The sequence below is a fragment of the Streptomyces sp. NPDC048420 genome (assembly GCF_040651535.1).
In the GTDB taxonomy this organism is placed as follows: Bacteria; Actinomycetota; Actinomycetes; order Streptomycetales; family Streptomycetaceae; genus Streptomyces.
In genome coordinates, this window is the sequence record NZ_JBEZKG010000005.1 from 163357 (window position 1) to 179129 (window position 15773).

The 15773-nt window shown below is 72.1% G+C and carries 12 protein-coding genes and 1 tRNA gene; 6 read left to right on the forward strand and 7 right to left on the reverse strand.

Features of this window, described 5'->3' with window-relative positions; genetic code table 11:
- Window position 1: 1 nt before the first annotated feature.
- The 4 genes from AB0D34_RS10400 to AB0D34_RS10415 form a co-directional block, all read right to left on the reverse strand.
- Window positions 2-394 (reverse strand): YchJ family metal-binding protein, encoded by a 393-nt coding sequence (locus tag AB0D34_RS10400; protein WP_362659460.1) that lies wholly within the window; start codon window positions 392-394, stop codon window positions 2-4.
- Window positions 391-1767 carry a M1 family metallopeptidase gene (locus AB0D34_RS10405; RefSeq protein ID WP_362659463.1) on the reverse strand — a complete coding sequence of 459 codons (1377 nt, stop codon included), beginning with the start codon at window positions 1765-1767 and terminating at the stop codon, window positions 391-393. Before AB0D34_RS10405 ends, AB0D34_RS10400 begins: the two co-directional genes overlap by 4 nt.
- A gap of 77 nt (window positions 1768-1844) precedes the next feature.
- Window positions 1845-5708, reverse strand: a complete 3864-nt coding sequence (locus AB0D34_RS10410) for a Pls/PosA family non-ribosomal peptide synthetase (protein ID WP_362659466.1) — start codon at window positions 5706-5708, stop codon at window positions 1845-1847.
- A gap of 299 nt (window positions 5709-6007) precedes the next feature.
- Window positions 6008-6095, reverse strand: a tRNA-Leu gene (locus AB0D34_RS10415).
- Between the two features lie 198 nt (window positions 6096-6293).
- On the opposite strand from AB0D34_RS10415, the gene AB0D34_RS10420 reads away from it, so the two are divergent.
- The 3 genes from AB0D34_RS10420 (at window position 6294) to AB0D34_RS10430 (ending at window position 9002) form a co-directional block, all read left to right on the forward strand.
- Window positions 6294-7619, forward strand: a complete 1326-nt coding sequence (locus AB0D34_RS10420) for a M20/M25/M40 family metallo-hydrolase (RefSeq protein ID WP_362659469.1) — start codon at window positions 6294-6296, stop codon at window positions 7617-7619.
- Between the two features lie 136 nt (window positions 7620-7755).
- A complete protein-coding gene (chpH, locus tag AB0D34_RS10425) occupies window positions 7756-7989 on the forward strand; it encodes a chaplin ChpH (protein WP_362659472.1) in 234 nt (77 codons plus the stop codon).
- 149 nt (window positions 7990-8138) lie between these two features.
- On the forward strand, window positions 8139-9002 hold the full coding sequence (locus AB0D34_RS10430) for a chaplin family protein (protein ID WP_362659475.1): 864 nt from the start codon (window positions 8139-8141) through the stop codon (window positions 9000-9002).
- 61 nt (window positions 9003-9063) lie between these two features.
- Here the strand turns inward: AB0D34_RS10430 and AB0D34_RS10435 are convergent, their stop codons facing one another.
- Window positions 9064-9252 (reverse strand): DUF5703 family protein, encoded by a 189-nt coding sequence (locus AB0D34_RS10435; RefSeq protein ID WP_007380901.1) that lies wholly within the window; start codon window positions 9250-9252, stop codon window positions 9064-9066.
- Between the two features lie 47 nt (window positions 9253-9299).
- On the opposite strand from AB0D34_RS10435, the gene AB0D34_RS10440 reads away from it, so the two are divergent.
- Window positions 9300-9953, forward strand: a complete 654-nt coding sequence (locus tag AB0D34_RS10440) for a hypothetical protein (protein WP_362659478.1) — start codon at window positions 9300-9302, stop codon at window positions 9951-9953.
- Window positions 9954-10100: 147 nt separating this feature from the next.
- Here AB0D34_RS10440 and AB0D34_RS10445 read toward each other — a convergent pair whose 3' ends face one another.
- Entirely contained in the window at window positions 10101-12527 is a 2427-nt protein-coding gene (locus AB0D34_RS10445; RefSeq protein ID WP_362659481.1) for a helix-hairpin-helix domain-containing protein, read from the reverse strand.
- A complete protein-coding gene (locus tag AB0D34_RS10450) occupies window positions 12524-13510 on the reverse strand; it encodes an aldo/keto reductase (RefSeq protein ID WP_362659483.1) in 987 nt (328 codons plus the stop codon). The genes AB0D34_RS10445 and AB0D34_RS10450 overlap by 4 nt, the downstream gene beginning before the upstream one ends.
- A gap of 179 nt (window positions 13511-13689) precedes the next feature.
- On the opposite strand from AB0D34_RS10450, the gene AB0D34_RS10455 reads away from it, so the two are divergent.
- Both AB0D34_RS10455 and AB0D34_RS10460 read left to right on the forward strand, forming a co-directional pair.
- On the forward strand, window positions 13690-14745 hold the full coding sequence (locus AB0D34_RS10455) for an LLM class F420-dependent oxidoreductase (protein WP_362659486.1): 1056 nt from the start codon (window positions 13690-13692) through the stop codon (window positions 14743-14745).
- 235 nt (window positions 14746-14980) lie between these two features.
- Window positions 14981-15769, forward strand: coding sequence for a ferritin-like domain-containing protein (locus AB0D34_RS10460; RefSeq protein WP_362659489.1), 789 nt, complete (start codon window positions 14981-14983; stop codon window positions 15767-15769).
- Window positions 15770-15773 lie beyond the last annotated feature (4 nt).

Sequence of the window (15773 nt, forward strand, 5' to 3'; positions counted from 1 at the left end):
GTCAGTCGCCGATCTCCCCGTCGACGTACACCCAGGCCCCGTCGACCCGCTCGAAACGGCTGCGCTCGTGCAGCGAACCACCCTTGAACGAGGCCCGGAACGTCACCGTGCCGGTGGCGTGGAAGGTCGAACCGTCGGTCGTGTCCAGGATCTCGAGCCCGGTCCAGCGCATGCCCGTGTCGAGGTCCAGTGAGCCGGGGCGGGTCCGGGGGTGCCAGGTGCGCAGCAGGTAGTCCCGCTCCAGTTTCACGAAGGCGCTGTAGCGCGACCGCATGAGCGCCTCGGCGGTGGGTGCCGCCGACTCGCCCCGGTGGAAGCGGCCGCAGCAGTCGTCGTACGTCTCCTGAAGACCGCAAGGGCAGGTGGGCCGCTGCCGTGCGGCACGTCGGGTCACGGCTGCACCGTGCCGGTGTTGGTCGGCGGATGCGCCGGCCGCGCCGGACCCAGCGTCGGCAGTGCCGGCAGTTCCGCCCCGTACACCCATGCGTCGAACAGCCCGTTCAGCGGCTCGTCCGCGAACCGGTTCACATGAGCCGTGAACGTCGAGGTGGTCACCGCCCCGCCCCGGTGCAGCCCGGCCCAGCCGCGCAGCATCCGGAAGAACGCCTCGTCACCCATCGCGCAGCGCACCGAGTGCACGGTGAGCCCGCCACGCTCGTAGAGCCGGTCGTCGAACATCGACTTGCGGCCCGGGTCGGCGAGCCGCAGATCCTGGGGCAGCGAGGACAGCAACCGGTGCGCGGCGGCGGCCAGTTGCTGGGCCGTACGGCCACCCGAGCGCTCCGACCACAGCCACTCGGCGTACTTGGCGAACCCCTCGTTCAGCCAGATGTGCCGCCAGTCCGCGATGGACACGCTGTTGCCGAACCACTGGTGCGCCAGCTCGTGCGCAACCAGCCGCTCCCAACCCCGGGCCCCGTCCACGTGGTTGGCGCCGAACAGCGACAACCCCTGGGCCTCCACGGGCACATCGAGCTCCTCCTCCGTGACGACGACCGCGTACTCGTCGAACGGATACGGCCCGAACAGCTCCTGGAACAGCTCCATCATCTGCGGCTGCCGCGCGAAGTCCCGTGAGAACTCCGGCAGTAGATGCGCCGGGATGTGCCCGTGCTGCGGCACCCCGCCGGGGCCCGGATCGCCGAGCAGGACCGTCTGGTACTTCCCGATCGAAAGACCGACGAGATAGCTGGAGGTGGGCGCGGCCTGCTCGTACACCCAGGTCGTGGTCGAGGCACGGGTCGTACGCGTCAGCAGTCTGCCGCCCGCCACGACCGCGTACGCGGACGGCGTGGTGATCGAGATCTGGTACGACGCCTTGTCGGCGGGCCGGTCGTTGCACGGGTACCAGGACGGCGCCCCGATCGGCTGGCTCGCCACCAGCGCCCCGTCCTCCAGTTCCTCCCAGCCGAGCCCGCCCCAGGGACTGCCGACCGGCTTGGGGTTGCCCGACCAGTGCACCTCGACGGTGAACGCGGCCCCGGGCCGCACCGCCTTGGCGGGCTTGACACGCAGCTTCCCGCCCCGGTGCGTGTAGTGCGCCGGCCGGCCGTCCACCCGCACCCGGCCGACCTTGAAGTCGGACAGGTTGAGCATGAACTCGGCAAGCGGCGAGCGCCCCGCTATCGCGTTGATCCGGGCGCTCCCGGCCAGCCGGTTGGGGGCCGGGCGGTAGTCCAGCGCGAGCTCGTAGCGGTGCACCCGGTACCGGGCGTCACCGTGGTCCGGGAAGTACGGGTCCGAACCCGCCGCCTGCTGAACTGCCACTGCCGCTTCCGCTCCCTGCGCTGCGCCGCCACTCGGATCCGCCGGTACACCGCTCACCGACTCCGAGTGGCCCGCGTTCAGGGCCGCCATGCCTCGATCGGGTTGCCGAGCCAGCGGGTGTCGTCCGGGACGGACTCCGCGGCCATGACGAGCGACGCGGGACCCAGCGTGGTGCGGGCCCCGATCGTGCTGCCGGGCAGCACGATCCCGCCAGGGCCCAGCGTGGCGCCCTCACGGAGAACAACAGTATCCGTCCGCAAGATCCGGTCGTGGAAGAGGTGGGTCTGGAGCACACAGCCACGGTTCACGGTCGCCGCGTCCTCCAGCGTCACCAGATCGGTCTCCGGCAGCCAGTAGCTCTCCACCCAGACGCCCTTGCCGATCCGGGCGCCGAGCCCCCGCAGCCACGCCGTCAGCACCGGCGTACCGGGCACGGACCCCGCCAGCCACGGCACCGCCAGCACCTCGACGAAGGTGTCCGCGAGCTCGTTGCGCCACACGAAGCCGCTCCACAGCGGGTGCTCCCCGCTGCGGTGCCGCCCGACCAGCAGCCACTTCGCGACCATCGACACCAGCCCCGCCAGCACACCGGCCGCGAGCAGCACCACACCGGCGAGCAGCCAGGCCCACGGCCCCAGCACGCACAGTGCGGCGATCGTCAGCACGGCGAGCCCCGCCGAGCAGAACACCGGCAGGATCCGGCACAGCTCCACCAGCCCGCGCCCCCACAGCAGCCCCGCCGAGGGCTCGTACGTCCGGCTCTGGTCGTTGTCGGCCGCACTGCGCGGCAGCTTCACCGGCGGCAGCCCCAGATACGACGTGCCCTTCTTGGCCTTCTTCGGCGTCGCCGACAGCACCCCGACCAGCCCGCCGTCCGGCACACTCCGCCCCGGCGCGGTCATCCCCGAGTTCCCGAGGAACGCCCGCCGCCCGATCTCCGCACGCCCGATCCTGACCCAGCCGCCCCCCAGCTCGTACGGCGCGGTCAGCGTGTCGTCCGCCAGGAACGCGCCCTCGCCGACCGTCGTCAGACTAGGCAGCGCCAGCACGGTTGACACCTCGGCACCCCGCCCGATCCGCATCCCCAGCAGGCGCAGCCACACCGGCGTGACCAGACCGGCGTACAGCGGGAACAGCGTCTCGCGCGAGCGGTCCATCAGCTGCGTCACGGTCCACGCCTGCCACCCGACCCGGCCGTGCGTCGGATACGTCCCCTCGCGCAGCCCCAGACTCAGCAGCCGTACGGCGACCAGGAGCAGCAGCGCGTACGCCAGCCCGAAGCCGAGCGTGGCCGGGACGAGGGCTTCCAGGGCACCCCGGAGCGGAGCGTCCCCGGCGATGAAAGGCCGGGCCACCAGGAACGCGGCGCCGCCCGCCAGCACGGGGAGTGCGCTGAGCGCGAGCCCTGTGATGCCGTACATCACCCGCCAGTACGTGCCCCGCGCCGGCCGCTCCTTCGGCCAGTTGCGCTTGGCCTTGCCGAGCTTGACCGCGGGCGCCCCCGCCCAGCGCTGACCGGTCGGGATCTGCCCGGTGACCGCCGAACCCGGCGCCACCTCGGCCCGCTTGCCGACCCGGGCGCCCGGGAAGAGCATGCTGCGCGTGCCGACGACGGCGTGCGCACCCACCTTGACCTGGCCGATCTCCAGCCGGTCGCCGTCCAGCCACCAGCCGGACAGGTCCACCTCGGACTCCACGGCCGCGCCCCGGCCCAGCTTGAGCATGCCGGTGACCGGCGGCAGCGAGTGCAGGTCCACGTCCGGACCGATCTTGGCGCCCAGGGCGCGGGCGTACCGCTCAAGCCAGGAGCCGGTCAGCGAGGTCGCCCCGGTGAACTCCGCGAGCCGCTCGGCGGTCCACAGCCGCAGGTGGACGCTGCCACCGCGCGGGTACCGGCCGGGCTGGAGGCCGCGCAGCAGCAGCCGAGCGCCGCCGGCCGCGAGAGCGAGCCGTCCGGGCGGACTGAAGAGCAGCAGGGCACCGGCCCCGACCAGCCACCACGAGGCGGACGGCAGCCAGGAGTACGGCAGGACGTTCCCGAGCGCGGCCAGCGGCACCAGCCAGCGCAGCCCCATCAGCGTGAACAGGGGGAGCAGCACGAGGAGTTGGATCGCCTGGGCCCTGACCGGAACCGGCGCGATCGTCCGCGCCGCCCCGTCGTCCTGCGCGGACTCCTCAAGACGCCGGGCCAACTTCCGCAGCGTGGGCTGCTGGTAGATGTCGAGGACGGCCGCGCTCGGATAGCGGGTGCGCAGCCGGGTGGTCAACTGGGCGGCGGCCAGACTGGAGCCGCCGATCGCGAAGAAGTCGTCGCGGGCACTGGAGACCGGGATGCCGAGGACCTCGGCCCACTGCTCGGCGAGCCACGCCTCGGTGCCGTACAACTCCTCCGCGGGACCGCCGGTTTCGAGCCCCTCCAGCGGCCAGGGCAGCGCGTTGCGGTCCACCTTGCCGGAGGTCCGGGTCGGCAGGTCCTCGACGGGAGCGAGCAACGGCACGAGCGCGGCGGGCAGTTCGGCCCGCAGCTTCTCCACGGCCGCCGCCTGGTCCCAGCCTTCCTGAGTGACGACGTACCCGACGAGGAGCTGGTTGCCGCTGCGGGCGGTGCGCACGGCGGCGGCCGCTCCCGCGACCCCGGGCAGCGCCTGCAGGGCCGCGTCGACCTCACCGAGCTCGATCCGCCGGCCGCCGAGCTTGATCTGCTCGTCGGCCCGCCCGAGGAAGACGAGCCCCTCGGGCTCGGCCTTCACGAGGTCACCGCTGCGGTACGCCCGCTCCCAGCCCAGTGACTTCAGCGGTGCGTACTTCTCCGCGTCCTTCTCGGCGTCCAGGTACCGGGCCAGCCCGACCCCGCCGATCACCAGCTGCCCGCTCGCACCCATCGGCACGGGATCCCCGGCCTCGTCGACGACGGCCAGCTCCCAGCCGTCCAGCGGCAGCCCGATCCGAATGGGCTCCTCGCCGCTCATGAGCGAGGCACAGGCCACCACCGTCGCCTCGGTGGGCCCGTAGGTGTTCCACACCTCGCGCCCCTCGGTGACCAGCCGCTGCACCAGCTCGGGCGGGCAGGCCTCACCGCCGAAGATCAGCAGCCGTACGTCGTTGAGGGTCTCGGGCTCCCACAGCGCGGCGAGCGTCGGCACGGTGGAGACGACGGTGATCTCCTGCTCCACGAGCCAGGGCCCGAGGTCCGCGCCGCTCCTGACCTGCGAACGCGGCACCGGCACCAGACAGGCCCCGTACCGCCACGCCAGCCACATCTCCTCGCACGAGGCGTCGAAGGCGACCGACAGCCCCGCCATGACCCTGTCACCGGGACCGATGGGGTCGTCGGTGAGGAACAGCGCGGCCTCGGCGTCCACGAAGGCGGCGGCGCTGCGGTGCGAGACGGCGACGCCCTTGGGCTTGCCGGTGGAACCGGAGGTGAAGATGATCCACGCGTCGTGTTCGATGCCGGGCCTGGCGGCGGGGGAGTCACTGCGCCCGTTGACGGTCAGCTCGTGCCCGGCGCCGACCACGGCCCGCACCTCCGCCTCCCCGAACACCAGCTCGGCCCGCTCGTCGGGGTCCTCGGCATCGACGGGGACATAGGCGGCACCGGCGGCGAGTACGGCGAGGATCGCGACGTACAGGTCGTTGGTGCCGGACGGCACCCGGACGCCCACCCGGTCGCCGCGCCCGACCCCCGCCGCACCGAGCCGTCGCCGCAGCCGCTCCACCTCCACGGCGAGCGCGCGGTAGGTGAGCCGGGTCGTCCCGTCGTCCAGGGCGAGCTCGTCGGGGTAGGAGCGTACGGATGCGTCGAAGACGTCGACGAGCGTGCGGGGGGAGGCGGCGGGGCCCCCGGAGAAACGGGCGGTGTCGCCGAACTCTTCACGGATCTCTGCGCCGAACTCTTCGTTGAGCAGGCCGAGAGCACTGCTCTCGTGTATCGCTGCCATCGGTCCTCGCGTCTCGATCCCGGAGCCTCCGGGGCGCTGGCGGGCCCGCAGGTCTGCCTGGGGTTGTCCGGCTCCAGCTCGTAACAAGCCGGAAATTTTAGTACGAAGCTAGGTCCGTGCCGCCTGATCGGCCATACGGGAGGGCCGTTCGGGGCTGTTCACGAGCACCGGAAAGGCTGTGACCTGGGGTTTTCACTCCCGAGAGAGATCGCCCACACCGTGCGTGAGGAGTGCCTGCCCGTGCCTGCCCCAGGGCAAAAGAAAACGGTGCCGACCGCGAAGCGGTCAGCACCGTTTGTTGGTGTCCGAGGGGGGACTTGAACCCCCACGCCCGATAAAGGGCACTAGCACCTCAAGCTAGCGCGTCTGCCATTCCGCCACCCGGACAAGGTGTCTGTCGTGCGGGGTTTCCCCCGCGGCGACGAAGGAAACATTACCAGGCTTTCGAGGGGGCCCGATCACCCCCCGTCCCCGTCCCGGGTCGTGCGTGAACGGCGTGTGACGGGCCGGGCCCGGTCTTGGGCGGACCGCTTCGCGGGGAGAGGATGAGGGGAACCACCAGCAGAGACAGCGGGAGGAAGCAGCGTGAGCGAGACGGACACGGCCAGGACCGTCACCGGCGAGGACGAGGTCGTGGACCTCTGCCGCGAGCTGATCCAGTTCGACACCAGCAACTACGGCGACCACTCAGGGCCGGGCGAGCGCAAGGCGGCCGAGTGGGTCGCCGGCAAGCTCGCCGAAGTGGGCCTCGACCCGCAGATCTTCGAGTCGCACCCGGGCCGCGCCTCCACGGTGGCCCGGATCGCGGGCGAGGACCCGTCCCGGCCCGCCCTGCTGATCCACGGCCACCTCGACGTCGTACCGGCCAACGCGCAGGACTGGACCCACCACCCCTTCTCGGGCGAGGTCGCCGACGGCTGTGTCTGGGGCCGGGGCGCCGTCGACATGAAGGACATGGACGCGATGACCCTGGCGGTCGTCCGCGACCGTCTGCGCAGCGGGCGCAGGCCTCCGCGGGACATCGTCCTCGCGTTCCTCGCCGACGAGGAGGCGGGCGGCACGTTCGGCGCCCGGCACCTCGTCGACAACCACCCCGACCTCTTCGAGGGCGTCACCGAGGCGATCAGCGAGGTGGGCGGCTTCTCCTTCACCGTGAACGAGCAGCGCCGGCTCTACCTGATCCAGACGGCCGAGAAGGGCATGCACTGGATGAAGCTGACGGTGGCCGGCACCGCCGGGCACGGCTCGATGATCCACCGGGACAACGCCATCACCGAACTGTCGGAGGCCGTGGCGCGGCTCGGCCGGCACAAGTTCCCCGTCCGCGTGACCAAGACCACCCGGGCCTTCCTCGACGAGCTCGGCGACGCGCTCGGCACCGAGCTGGACCCGGAGGACATGGAGGGCACACTCGCCCGGCTCGGCGGTATCGCCAAGCTCATCGGCGCGACCCTCAGCAACACCGCCAACCCCACCCAGCTCGGCGCCGGCTACAAGGTCAACGTCATCCCGGGCGAGGCCACCGCACACGTCGACGGGCGTTTCCTGCCCGGCTTCGAGGAGGAGTTCCTGGCCGACCTCGACAAGATCCTCGGCCCCAAGGTCAGGCGTGAGGACGTGCACTCCGACAAGGCCGTGGAGACCACCTTCGACGGCGCGCTCGTGGACGCGATGCAGTCCGCGCTGGTCGCCGAGGACCCGGCCGCCAAGGCGATCCCCTACATGCTCTCCGGCGGCACCGACGCCAAGTCCTTCGACGAGCTCGGCATCCGCGGCTTCGGCTTCGCGCCGCTCAAGCTGCCCCCGGAGCTGGACTTCGCCGGCATGTTCCACGGTGTCGACGAGCGGGTGCCGGTGGACGGCCTGAAGTTCGGCGTGCGCGTTCTCGACCGTTTCATCGACGCGAGTTGACGCGGTTTATCGCCTGGGTGTGCGAGATCGACTGAGAAGGATGAATGCGCTCATAAGCTCGTAGCTCCATTACTCCCTCCTCGTTACAGGTGATGCGATCCGCTACTTGGGATCGCATTGCCAACAAGGAGGAATAATGATCAAGAAGGTCGTCGCCGCTGCGGCTGCCACTGGTGGCCTGGTTCTCGCGGGCGCGGGCCTTGCCGTCGCCGACGCTGGAGCGCAGGGTGCCGCTGTGGGCTCCCCGGGTGTTCTGTCCGGCAACGTCGTCCAGGTTCCCGTTCACATCCCGGTGAACGTCTGCGGCAACACGGTCTCCGTGATCGGCGTGCTGAACCCCGCCTTCGGCAACACCTGCATCAACCAGTGATGTTGTGCCTCGCCCTTAGTTAACAGGGTTGAGCCCGTCGGCCCCGGAGCGCACGCCATGCGCTCCGGGGCCGACCGGCCTTTTCGAAAAGAACAGTGCCGCCGAGCAAGCGGTATTTCGAGACAAGGTCGAAAGCAGGGAATCAGTACATGCGACAAGTCACCCGCAAGGGCCTGATGACAGTGGCGGCCGCGACCGGCGTGATCGCCGCCGCCGGAGGCGCCGCCCACGCCGACTCGGGCGCGAGCGGATCGAGCACGAACTCACCCGGCGTCCTGTCGGGCAACACGGTCTCCGCGCCGGTGCACGCGCCGGTCAACGCCTGCGGCAACACCGTGGACGTCGTCGGGGTCCTCAACCCGGCGATGGGCAACAGCTGCGGCAACAAGAGCGGCGGCAAGGGCGGCACCAGGGGCGGCGGCAACGGGTCGTCGGGCGGATACGGCGACTCGGGGGGCTCCTCGGGCCACGGTGGTCACGGGAGCCACGGTGGTCACGGGCACGGTGGTTCCGGAGGCTCCGGTGGTTCCGGGGGCTCTGGGGGCTCCGGGGGCTCGCACGCCGGTGGGCACACGGGCGGCTCGCCCGGCGTGGGGTCGGGCAACCACGTCGAGGTGCCGATCGACGCTCCGGTGAACGTCTGCGGCAACAGCGTCGACCTCATCGGCATCGGCAACCCCGCGATGGGCAACGACTGCGGCGGCGGTCAGCACCAGACCCCGCCCGGGTCGCCCGAGCAGCCCGGCAACCCGAGCACTCCGGGCAACCTCGGGAACCCGGTGGAGCCCGGTCCCCCCGGGACCTCGGTCACTCCGCCCGGCCCGGGCGCCGAGACCCCGGGCGGCGGCACGCACGGCAACCACCCCGGCACCCAGACCGTGACCCAGCCCCTGGGCAGCGCACAGCTCGCCCAGACCGGCAGCGACCTGCCGATCGGCCTGGCCCTCCCGGTCGGCGCCGGAGCACTGCTCGCGGGGGCGGTCCTCTACCGCAAGGCGCGCGCCTCGGCCTGACGGGCAACTCCTGAAACGGAGCGGGCCCCGCCGCGGCGGGGCCCGCTCCGTTCGTCCTGTCTCACCACGTGGCACGCACCTGGCGGATGATCCGCCGGCGCAACCGCACCCTGCGGCTGCCGTCGCGCATGAGGCTCAGTCGGTCCAACTCCCAGTGTCCGTACTCGGCATGGTCCGTCAGCAGACGTGTGGCGTCCTTGCGGGAGACCCCGCGCGGTACGTACACGTCGACAAATTCGTATTCCGGCATCGCATCTATTGTGCGGTCCGGGGCCCGGTACGGATAGCGTCTGCACTATGTCTGATGCTGTGCAGCCCACCGCTGCCGAGGTACGTGCCGCCGCCGAGGCGGTCAAGACCGCGCTCGACCGCCACCTGGCCGCGGTCGAACGCAGGTCGGGGGAGGACGACCCCGCCGTCTACGAGGCCTTCAACGAACTGGCCGCGGCCGCCGAGGTGTACGACGAGCTGCTCTACGACCGCTATGACGAGGTCACCCCCTTCGAGATCCCCGGCGCGGAGGACACCCCGCCGTACACGGGCCCCGAGGAGCCGAACGCGCTGAGCGTGATGATCCGCCGTGACTACGCCGTGGTGGAGCCCCAGCGGTTGCTGGCGCAGGCCCAGCGGGTCGAGGCGGCCGACGAGGGCCTCGGCACGGAGGCCTCCGGCACGGTGCACGGCGCGTTGGAGGTGCTGTTCGGCGAGTTCGAGCCCGACGAGATCGCCTCCCGGCACAAGGAGTTCGGTCTGGAGGAGGGCGACTCCACGCTGTGGGTGACCGCGGCGGATGAACCGGCCGAGCCGGGGGAGTGGCTGGAGGCGCCGTTCGAGCAGGTCGACGTGGAGCGGGTGGTGTGTCGGTTCGACGTCAGTGCGGTGTTCGACGATGCCGACGAGGTCGATCTTGAGGACGAGGATCTGGAGCCGTTGGATCTGGATCGACGCTGAGGCCATATGACGGCGGTCCCGGAGGTTTGATCTCCGGGACCGCCGTTGTCTGTCCGTGGTCGTCGGTCTGCGGGTGTGTAGGGGGCTGGTCGCGCCCGCGCGGCGGAGCCGCATATCAGATACAGCCCCGCGCCCCTTCAGGGCGCGTCAGGTGGCCGTTGGTGTTGCCAGGAGGGTCGGTAGGCGCGTCGTGCGGGGCTTGGCCGGGATCTCGGAGACCGCCCTCGCGAGGGCCTGGTCCGCGCCGTGGACCACGGAGAGGTGGCGGGACGCCCTGCCGAAGGCCGTGTAGACCCAGGGGCGGGTCAGGGCCTGGGTGGCGTCGCCCGGCAGTACCGCCACCACCGCGGGCCAGCGGCCGCCCACCGCCTGGTGTGCGGTCAGGGCCCAGCCGTGGCGTACGGACTGCTCCACCCGCTCCTTCGGTACGACGACGGGCTCGCCGGCGCAGGTCAGGTGCAGGCCTTCCGTGTCGGCCTTCACCACGTGGCCGGGGATCGTACGGCCTGGGGTGGGGGAGTACGCGATGCGGTCGCCGGGGTCGAAACCGCCGAAGCGGCCGGGGCCGGGGTTGAGGCGCTCCTTCAGGGCCGCGTTGAGCGCACGGGTGCCGGCGGCACCGCCATGGCCCGGGGTGATCACCTGGGTCTCCTCGGCCGGGACGCCGATCGCCCGTGGCACCGAGTCCGCGACCAGCTGCACGGTCCGGTGCACGGCCTCGCCCGCGTCCCGCACCGGCACGATCACGATCTCCTTGCCGGGTGCCTCGACCTGGTTCAGCTCACCGATGCCGATGCCGGAGACCAGCTCGCCCAGCGGTCCGGGATCGGGCACGCGTGAGGCGACCTGCGGGCAGATCCGCGCGGCGAGCAGATCGGCGAACACTCTCCCGGGCCCCGCCGACCACAGCACCGCCGGATCCCCGCCCAGCACCAGCCGCGCCCCGTCCGGCAACGACTCCACGAGCAGCGCGGCCGTCTCGACGTCCAGCTGGGGTGCGTCGAGCACCACGAGCAGGTCGAGGTCGAACGCCCCGTCGGCGTCCCGGCCGGGCCCTTCGGCACCGGAGAGGAGACCGGCGACGGTGGCGACCTGCCGGGCCGGACCGGGGGAGTCCGTTTCGAGCAGGGCGCCGAAGCGGTCGCGGCCCAGGGGGCTGTGGGTCGCCGCCCACGCCCGCAGCCCCAGCCCCCGTGCCGCCGTCAGCAGCGCCGCCGGTTCCGCCAGGGAGGCCTCACCGCCGGTGTGAAGGACCAGGCCGCCCGCCGCGACCGCGCGGATCAGCTCGGCGGCCGAGCCCGAGCCCGAGGCCGCGGCGCGCTCCCAGTCCTCGGCCGAACCGTCCTCCTTCGGCACGGAGTTGATCAGCCGGGCCAGTCCGTCGGCGAGGCTCTCCTCCGCGAGGGCGCACCGCTCCAGGCCCACCAGGATCCGGACCGGCCGCGCCGTCTCCTCCTCGTCGTCCCCCTCGGGCTCCGGGGCGGTCGGGTCGAGGGCGTCCTGGAAGACCAGGGCCTCGGCCTCGGCGATCGTGCTCTGTACGGCCGCGTCGGCGTCCGGCACGCCCTGCCGGCCCAGCGCGGTGACCAGGGCGGGCATCTCCAGCGCGGTGTGCCCGGCGAGGGCCGCCTGCTCCAGCAGCCAGACGGTGACCGCCCGGCCCCGCCGCTCGTCGTCGGGTGCGCAGTCCGCGCCGAGCAGCGCCCGCGCGAACCCGTCGGCCTGCTCGGGCCGTACGCCGGTGACCCGCAGCAACTGCCAGGGATCCGCCCGCAGCTCGCCCTCCGCGCCGTCCCCGAGAACCGCGGCGACCTGCGACGCGAGGACTTCCGGCGCGCCGCCCTCGGCCAGCACGCTCCGGACGGCCGCCACGGTGTCCGACGACGGCCCCCCGACGGATCCGGTGACGCCTGGGGAACCAGCGCCACGGAGAGCGCCGCCCGCACCGGTGGCGTCGCCGCTCCCGGCCGCAGCCGACACCGGCCGGCCCGGACCCGGCTCCTGCGCGGGCCGGCGCGGTGGCTCGGGCTCACTGAAGACGGCGGCCACGGGCTTGGCCCCGCTCTCCACGGCCCGTACGGCGGCGAGCAGATCGGCGGCCTTCCCGCTGAGCTTGGCGCCGCTCTCCACGGGCCCCTGCTTCTCGGCCTTCCGCCGCGCGATCCGCTCCCGCTCGACCCGCTGCGCCGCGAGCTCCGCCTCGGCCTCGGACAACCGCGCCTTGTCGGCACCGTCCGCGTCACCGCCGTCCGGTTCACCGGGCTCGCCCGCCCCCGAGACGTCGCCGTCCGCGGCCTCCCCGCTCACGTCCGCGCCGTCCTCGGAACCGGCGTTGCCGCCTTCGCCCGGACTCGCTCCGCCGGCGCCCGGAGCCACGCCGGTCACGCCCACGCCAGTCCCCGGCTCCTGGGCACCGGCGGAGTCACCGCCCGCACCGCCGCCCGTGCCGCCCTCGGCGCTCGCCACCTCGCCCTCGGACTCCGCTCCCGGCGCGCCCCCCGTGCCGTCCGGCTCCGTCGCGGTGTCCCGCGTGCCCGGGTCGGTCGTCTCCGTGGGCTCCGGCTCCGTGCTCACAGCGTGCTCCAGTCGTGATCGGGATAGCGGTGCACGGGCGCCGACACATCGTCGAGCGCCCGGCAGATCTCGTCAGGAAGACTAAGGGCCTCCACTGACAATGCCGCCGTGAGCTGCTGCGAGTTGCGCGCGCCGACGATCGGCGCGGCCACTCCCGGCCGGTCCCGGACCCACGCGAGGGCCACCTGGAGCGGCGTCACCGCGAGCCCGTCGGCCGCCGTGGCCACCGCGTCCACGATGTGGCCGGCCATGTCGTCGAGGTAGGGCGCGACGAAGGGCGCCATGTGCTCCGAGGCCCCCCGAGAGTCGGCCGGCGTGGTGTTCCCGCGGTACTTGCCCGTCAGCACCCCGCGTCCCAGCGGCGAGGACGGCAGCAGGCCGATGCCCAGGTCCAGCGCGGCCGGCAGCACCTCGCGCTCGATCCCGCGCTGCAGCAGCGAGTACTCCAGCTGTGTGGCGGCCAGCCGGGTCCGCGTCCCGGGTGTCGCCAGCTGCCAGGTGCCCGCCTTGGCGAGCTGCCAGCCGCAGAAGTTGGAGACCCCGGCATAGCGGGCGCGGCCGCTGCTGACGGCCAGGTCGAGGGCCTGGAGCGTCTCCTCCAGCGGGGTGCGGGGGTCGTAGGAGTGGATGTGCCAGAGGTCGACGTAGTCCGTGCCGAGCCGGGCCAGTGAGTCGTCCAGCGCGGAGAGCAGATGCCCGCGCGAGCCGTCGACCCGGCGGTCCGGGTCGGCGACACTGCCGGCCTTCGTGGAGATGACCAGGTCCCGGCGCGGGACCAGCCCTTCTATGAGGCGTCCGAGCAGGTACTCGGCCTCCCCGTCGCCGTACACGTCCGCCGTGTCGACGAGGGTCCCGCCCGCCTCCCAGAACGTTTTCAGGAGGTCCGCCGCGTCGTGCTCGTCGGTGTCCCTGCCCCAGGTGAGGGTGCCGAGTCCGATGCGGGACACGCGCAGGCCGGTACGGCCGAGATGCCTCTGCTCCATGAACGCCGAGATTACTGGCCAGAACCTGTCGCGTGGGGGCCTGTGGACAACGGATTCCCACAGGTGCACGGCGAATTGCCGTCCGGTCACCGGGCCCGGGCCGCGACCTGCCCCGCTGAGCCCTGTCACGCTAAGGTCTGCGAGCAAGGGACGTTACTGATCGGTAAGGGGAATCGGCCATGCAGCTCGGGATCAACCTCGGCTACTGGGGCGCCGGAATGGACGCGGACAATCTCGCCGTCGCCCAGGAGGCCGACCGGCTCGGATACGCCGTCTGCTGGGCCGCCGAGGCCTACGGCTCGGACGCGGCCACCGTGCTCACCTGGGTCGCCGCCCAGACCGAGCGCATCGACGTCGGCTCGGCCATCTTCCAGATCCCGGCCCGCCAGCCGGCGATGACCGCGATGACCGCCGCCACCCTCGACTCGCTCTCCGGCGGCCGCTTCCGGCTCGGCCTCGGCGTCTCGGGGCCGCAGGTCTCCGAGGGCTGGTACGGCGTCAAGTTCGACAAGCCGCTGGCACGCACGCGTGAGTACGTCGAGATCGTGCGCAAGGCCATGTCGCGCGAGCGGCTGTCCTACGAGGGGCAGCACTGGACGCTGCCGTTGCCCGGCGGCCCCGGCAAGCCGATCAAGCTGACCGTGCACCCGGAGCGTGAGCACATCCCGCTGTACATCGCCGCGATCGGCCCGAAGAACCTGGAGCAGACCGGCGAGATCGCCGACGGCGCCCTGTTGATCTTCCCCTCCGCCGAGCACCTGGAGGAGACCGCGATCCAGTACCTGCGGGCGGGCCGTGAGAAGGCCGGCAAGACCCTCGACGGGTTCGACATCGCGCCGACCCTCCCGCTCGCCCTCGGCGAGGACAAGGACGTCACCACCCTCGCCGACACCTTCCGCCCCTACACCGCGCTCTATGTGGGCGGTATGGGCAGCCGCAAGCAGAACTTCTACAACCAGCTCGCCCGGCGCATGGGCTTCGAGGCGGCGGCCGAGGAGATCCAGGACAAGTACCTGGCGGGCGACAAGGACGGCGCGGCGGCCGCCGTCCCGCACGACCTGATCGACAAGACGGCGCTGCTCGGCTCGGTGGACCGCATCGCGGACCGGATGAAGGAGTACGCGGCGGCCGGCGTCACCACCCTGACCCTGGCCCCCGCGGGCTTCACGCTCGACGAGCGCCTCGCCGCACTCCGCGCCGGCACCGAGGCCCTGGAGCGCGCCGGACTCGCATAAAGGGCGACAACGCGCCTCAGGAATGCTCTACGGCCGTGGTGGGGGCTCGAGGGTCTTCCCCGCCACGGCCGTCACGTGAACCAACGCGCTCACGCCCGCGTGGTTACGCCCCGACGTGACCCCGGTGGTCCTCCTTTTGGCGGAGTTGTCCGACACAGCTGTTGCAGCACCCCTCTCGCCGCATTTGACTCTTTCTTTGCGGATTGCCGCGGAGTCCGGCAGAGAGGTGCCCACGATGCTTTCGGCCAAGAGTCTGTTCCAGGAGATCCTCGACAACGACGAGTCCTTCCGGCTGTTCTGCTCCATCGCGGCCAGCGGGGAGTCGCAGGGCGGCTGGGAGAACGCCCGTATCGCCGCGCTGGTGCCGCGGAGCGAGCGCGAACTCGCCCCCAAGATCACCCGGCACGGCGCGGACGAGGACAAGCACGGGCGGATCTTCCACGCGCTGATGAAGAAGCGCCGTCTCGACCCCGTCCCCGTCCCGCCCGAGACGGACTACACGATGCTCCTGGAGAAGCACGGCATCGGCCTCGCCCACGAGAAGCTCAAGAGCGACGAGCCGCTCACCGTGCAGGACATCGTCACCTACCTCGCCCACAGCCGGGTCACCGAACAGCGCGCCTCCGAGCAGATGGAACTGCTGCGCAAGCACTTCGCCGACCACCCCGACCTGGGCCGGGCGGTCAAGATGATCTCGAACGACGAGGACAACCACCTCGCCTACTGCCACGAGGAACTCCTGCGCTTCGCGTACGCCGGACACGGCCGCGCGATCCAGCACACGCTCCGGGAGTGCGCGCTGGCCGAGATCCGCGTCTACCGCGACGTCAGCCTCGCCGTGATGGCCCACATGGGACGCATCCTCGGCTGGTCGCGCGCGAAGTCGGCGGTCCTCGCCGCCGGCATCCACGGCGCCTACGCCTACGAGCGCGCCGCGGGCTGGCGCCGCATGGTCTCCCTGAGGATGCCGGAACGCCGCGACGCCCTGGGCGGCCCCGCCACCTCGGCCCCCGAGTTCGCCTGACCGC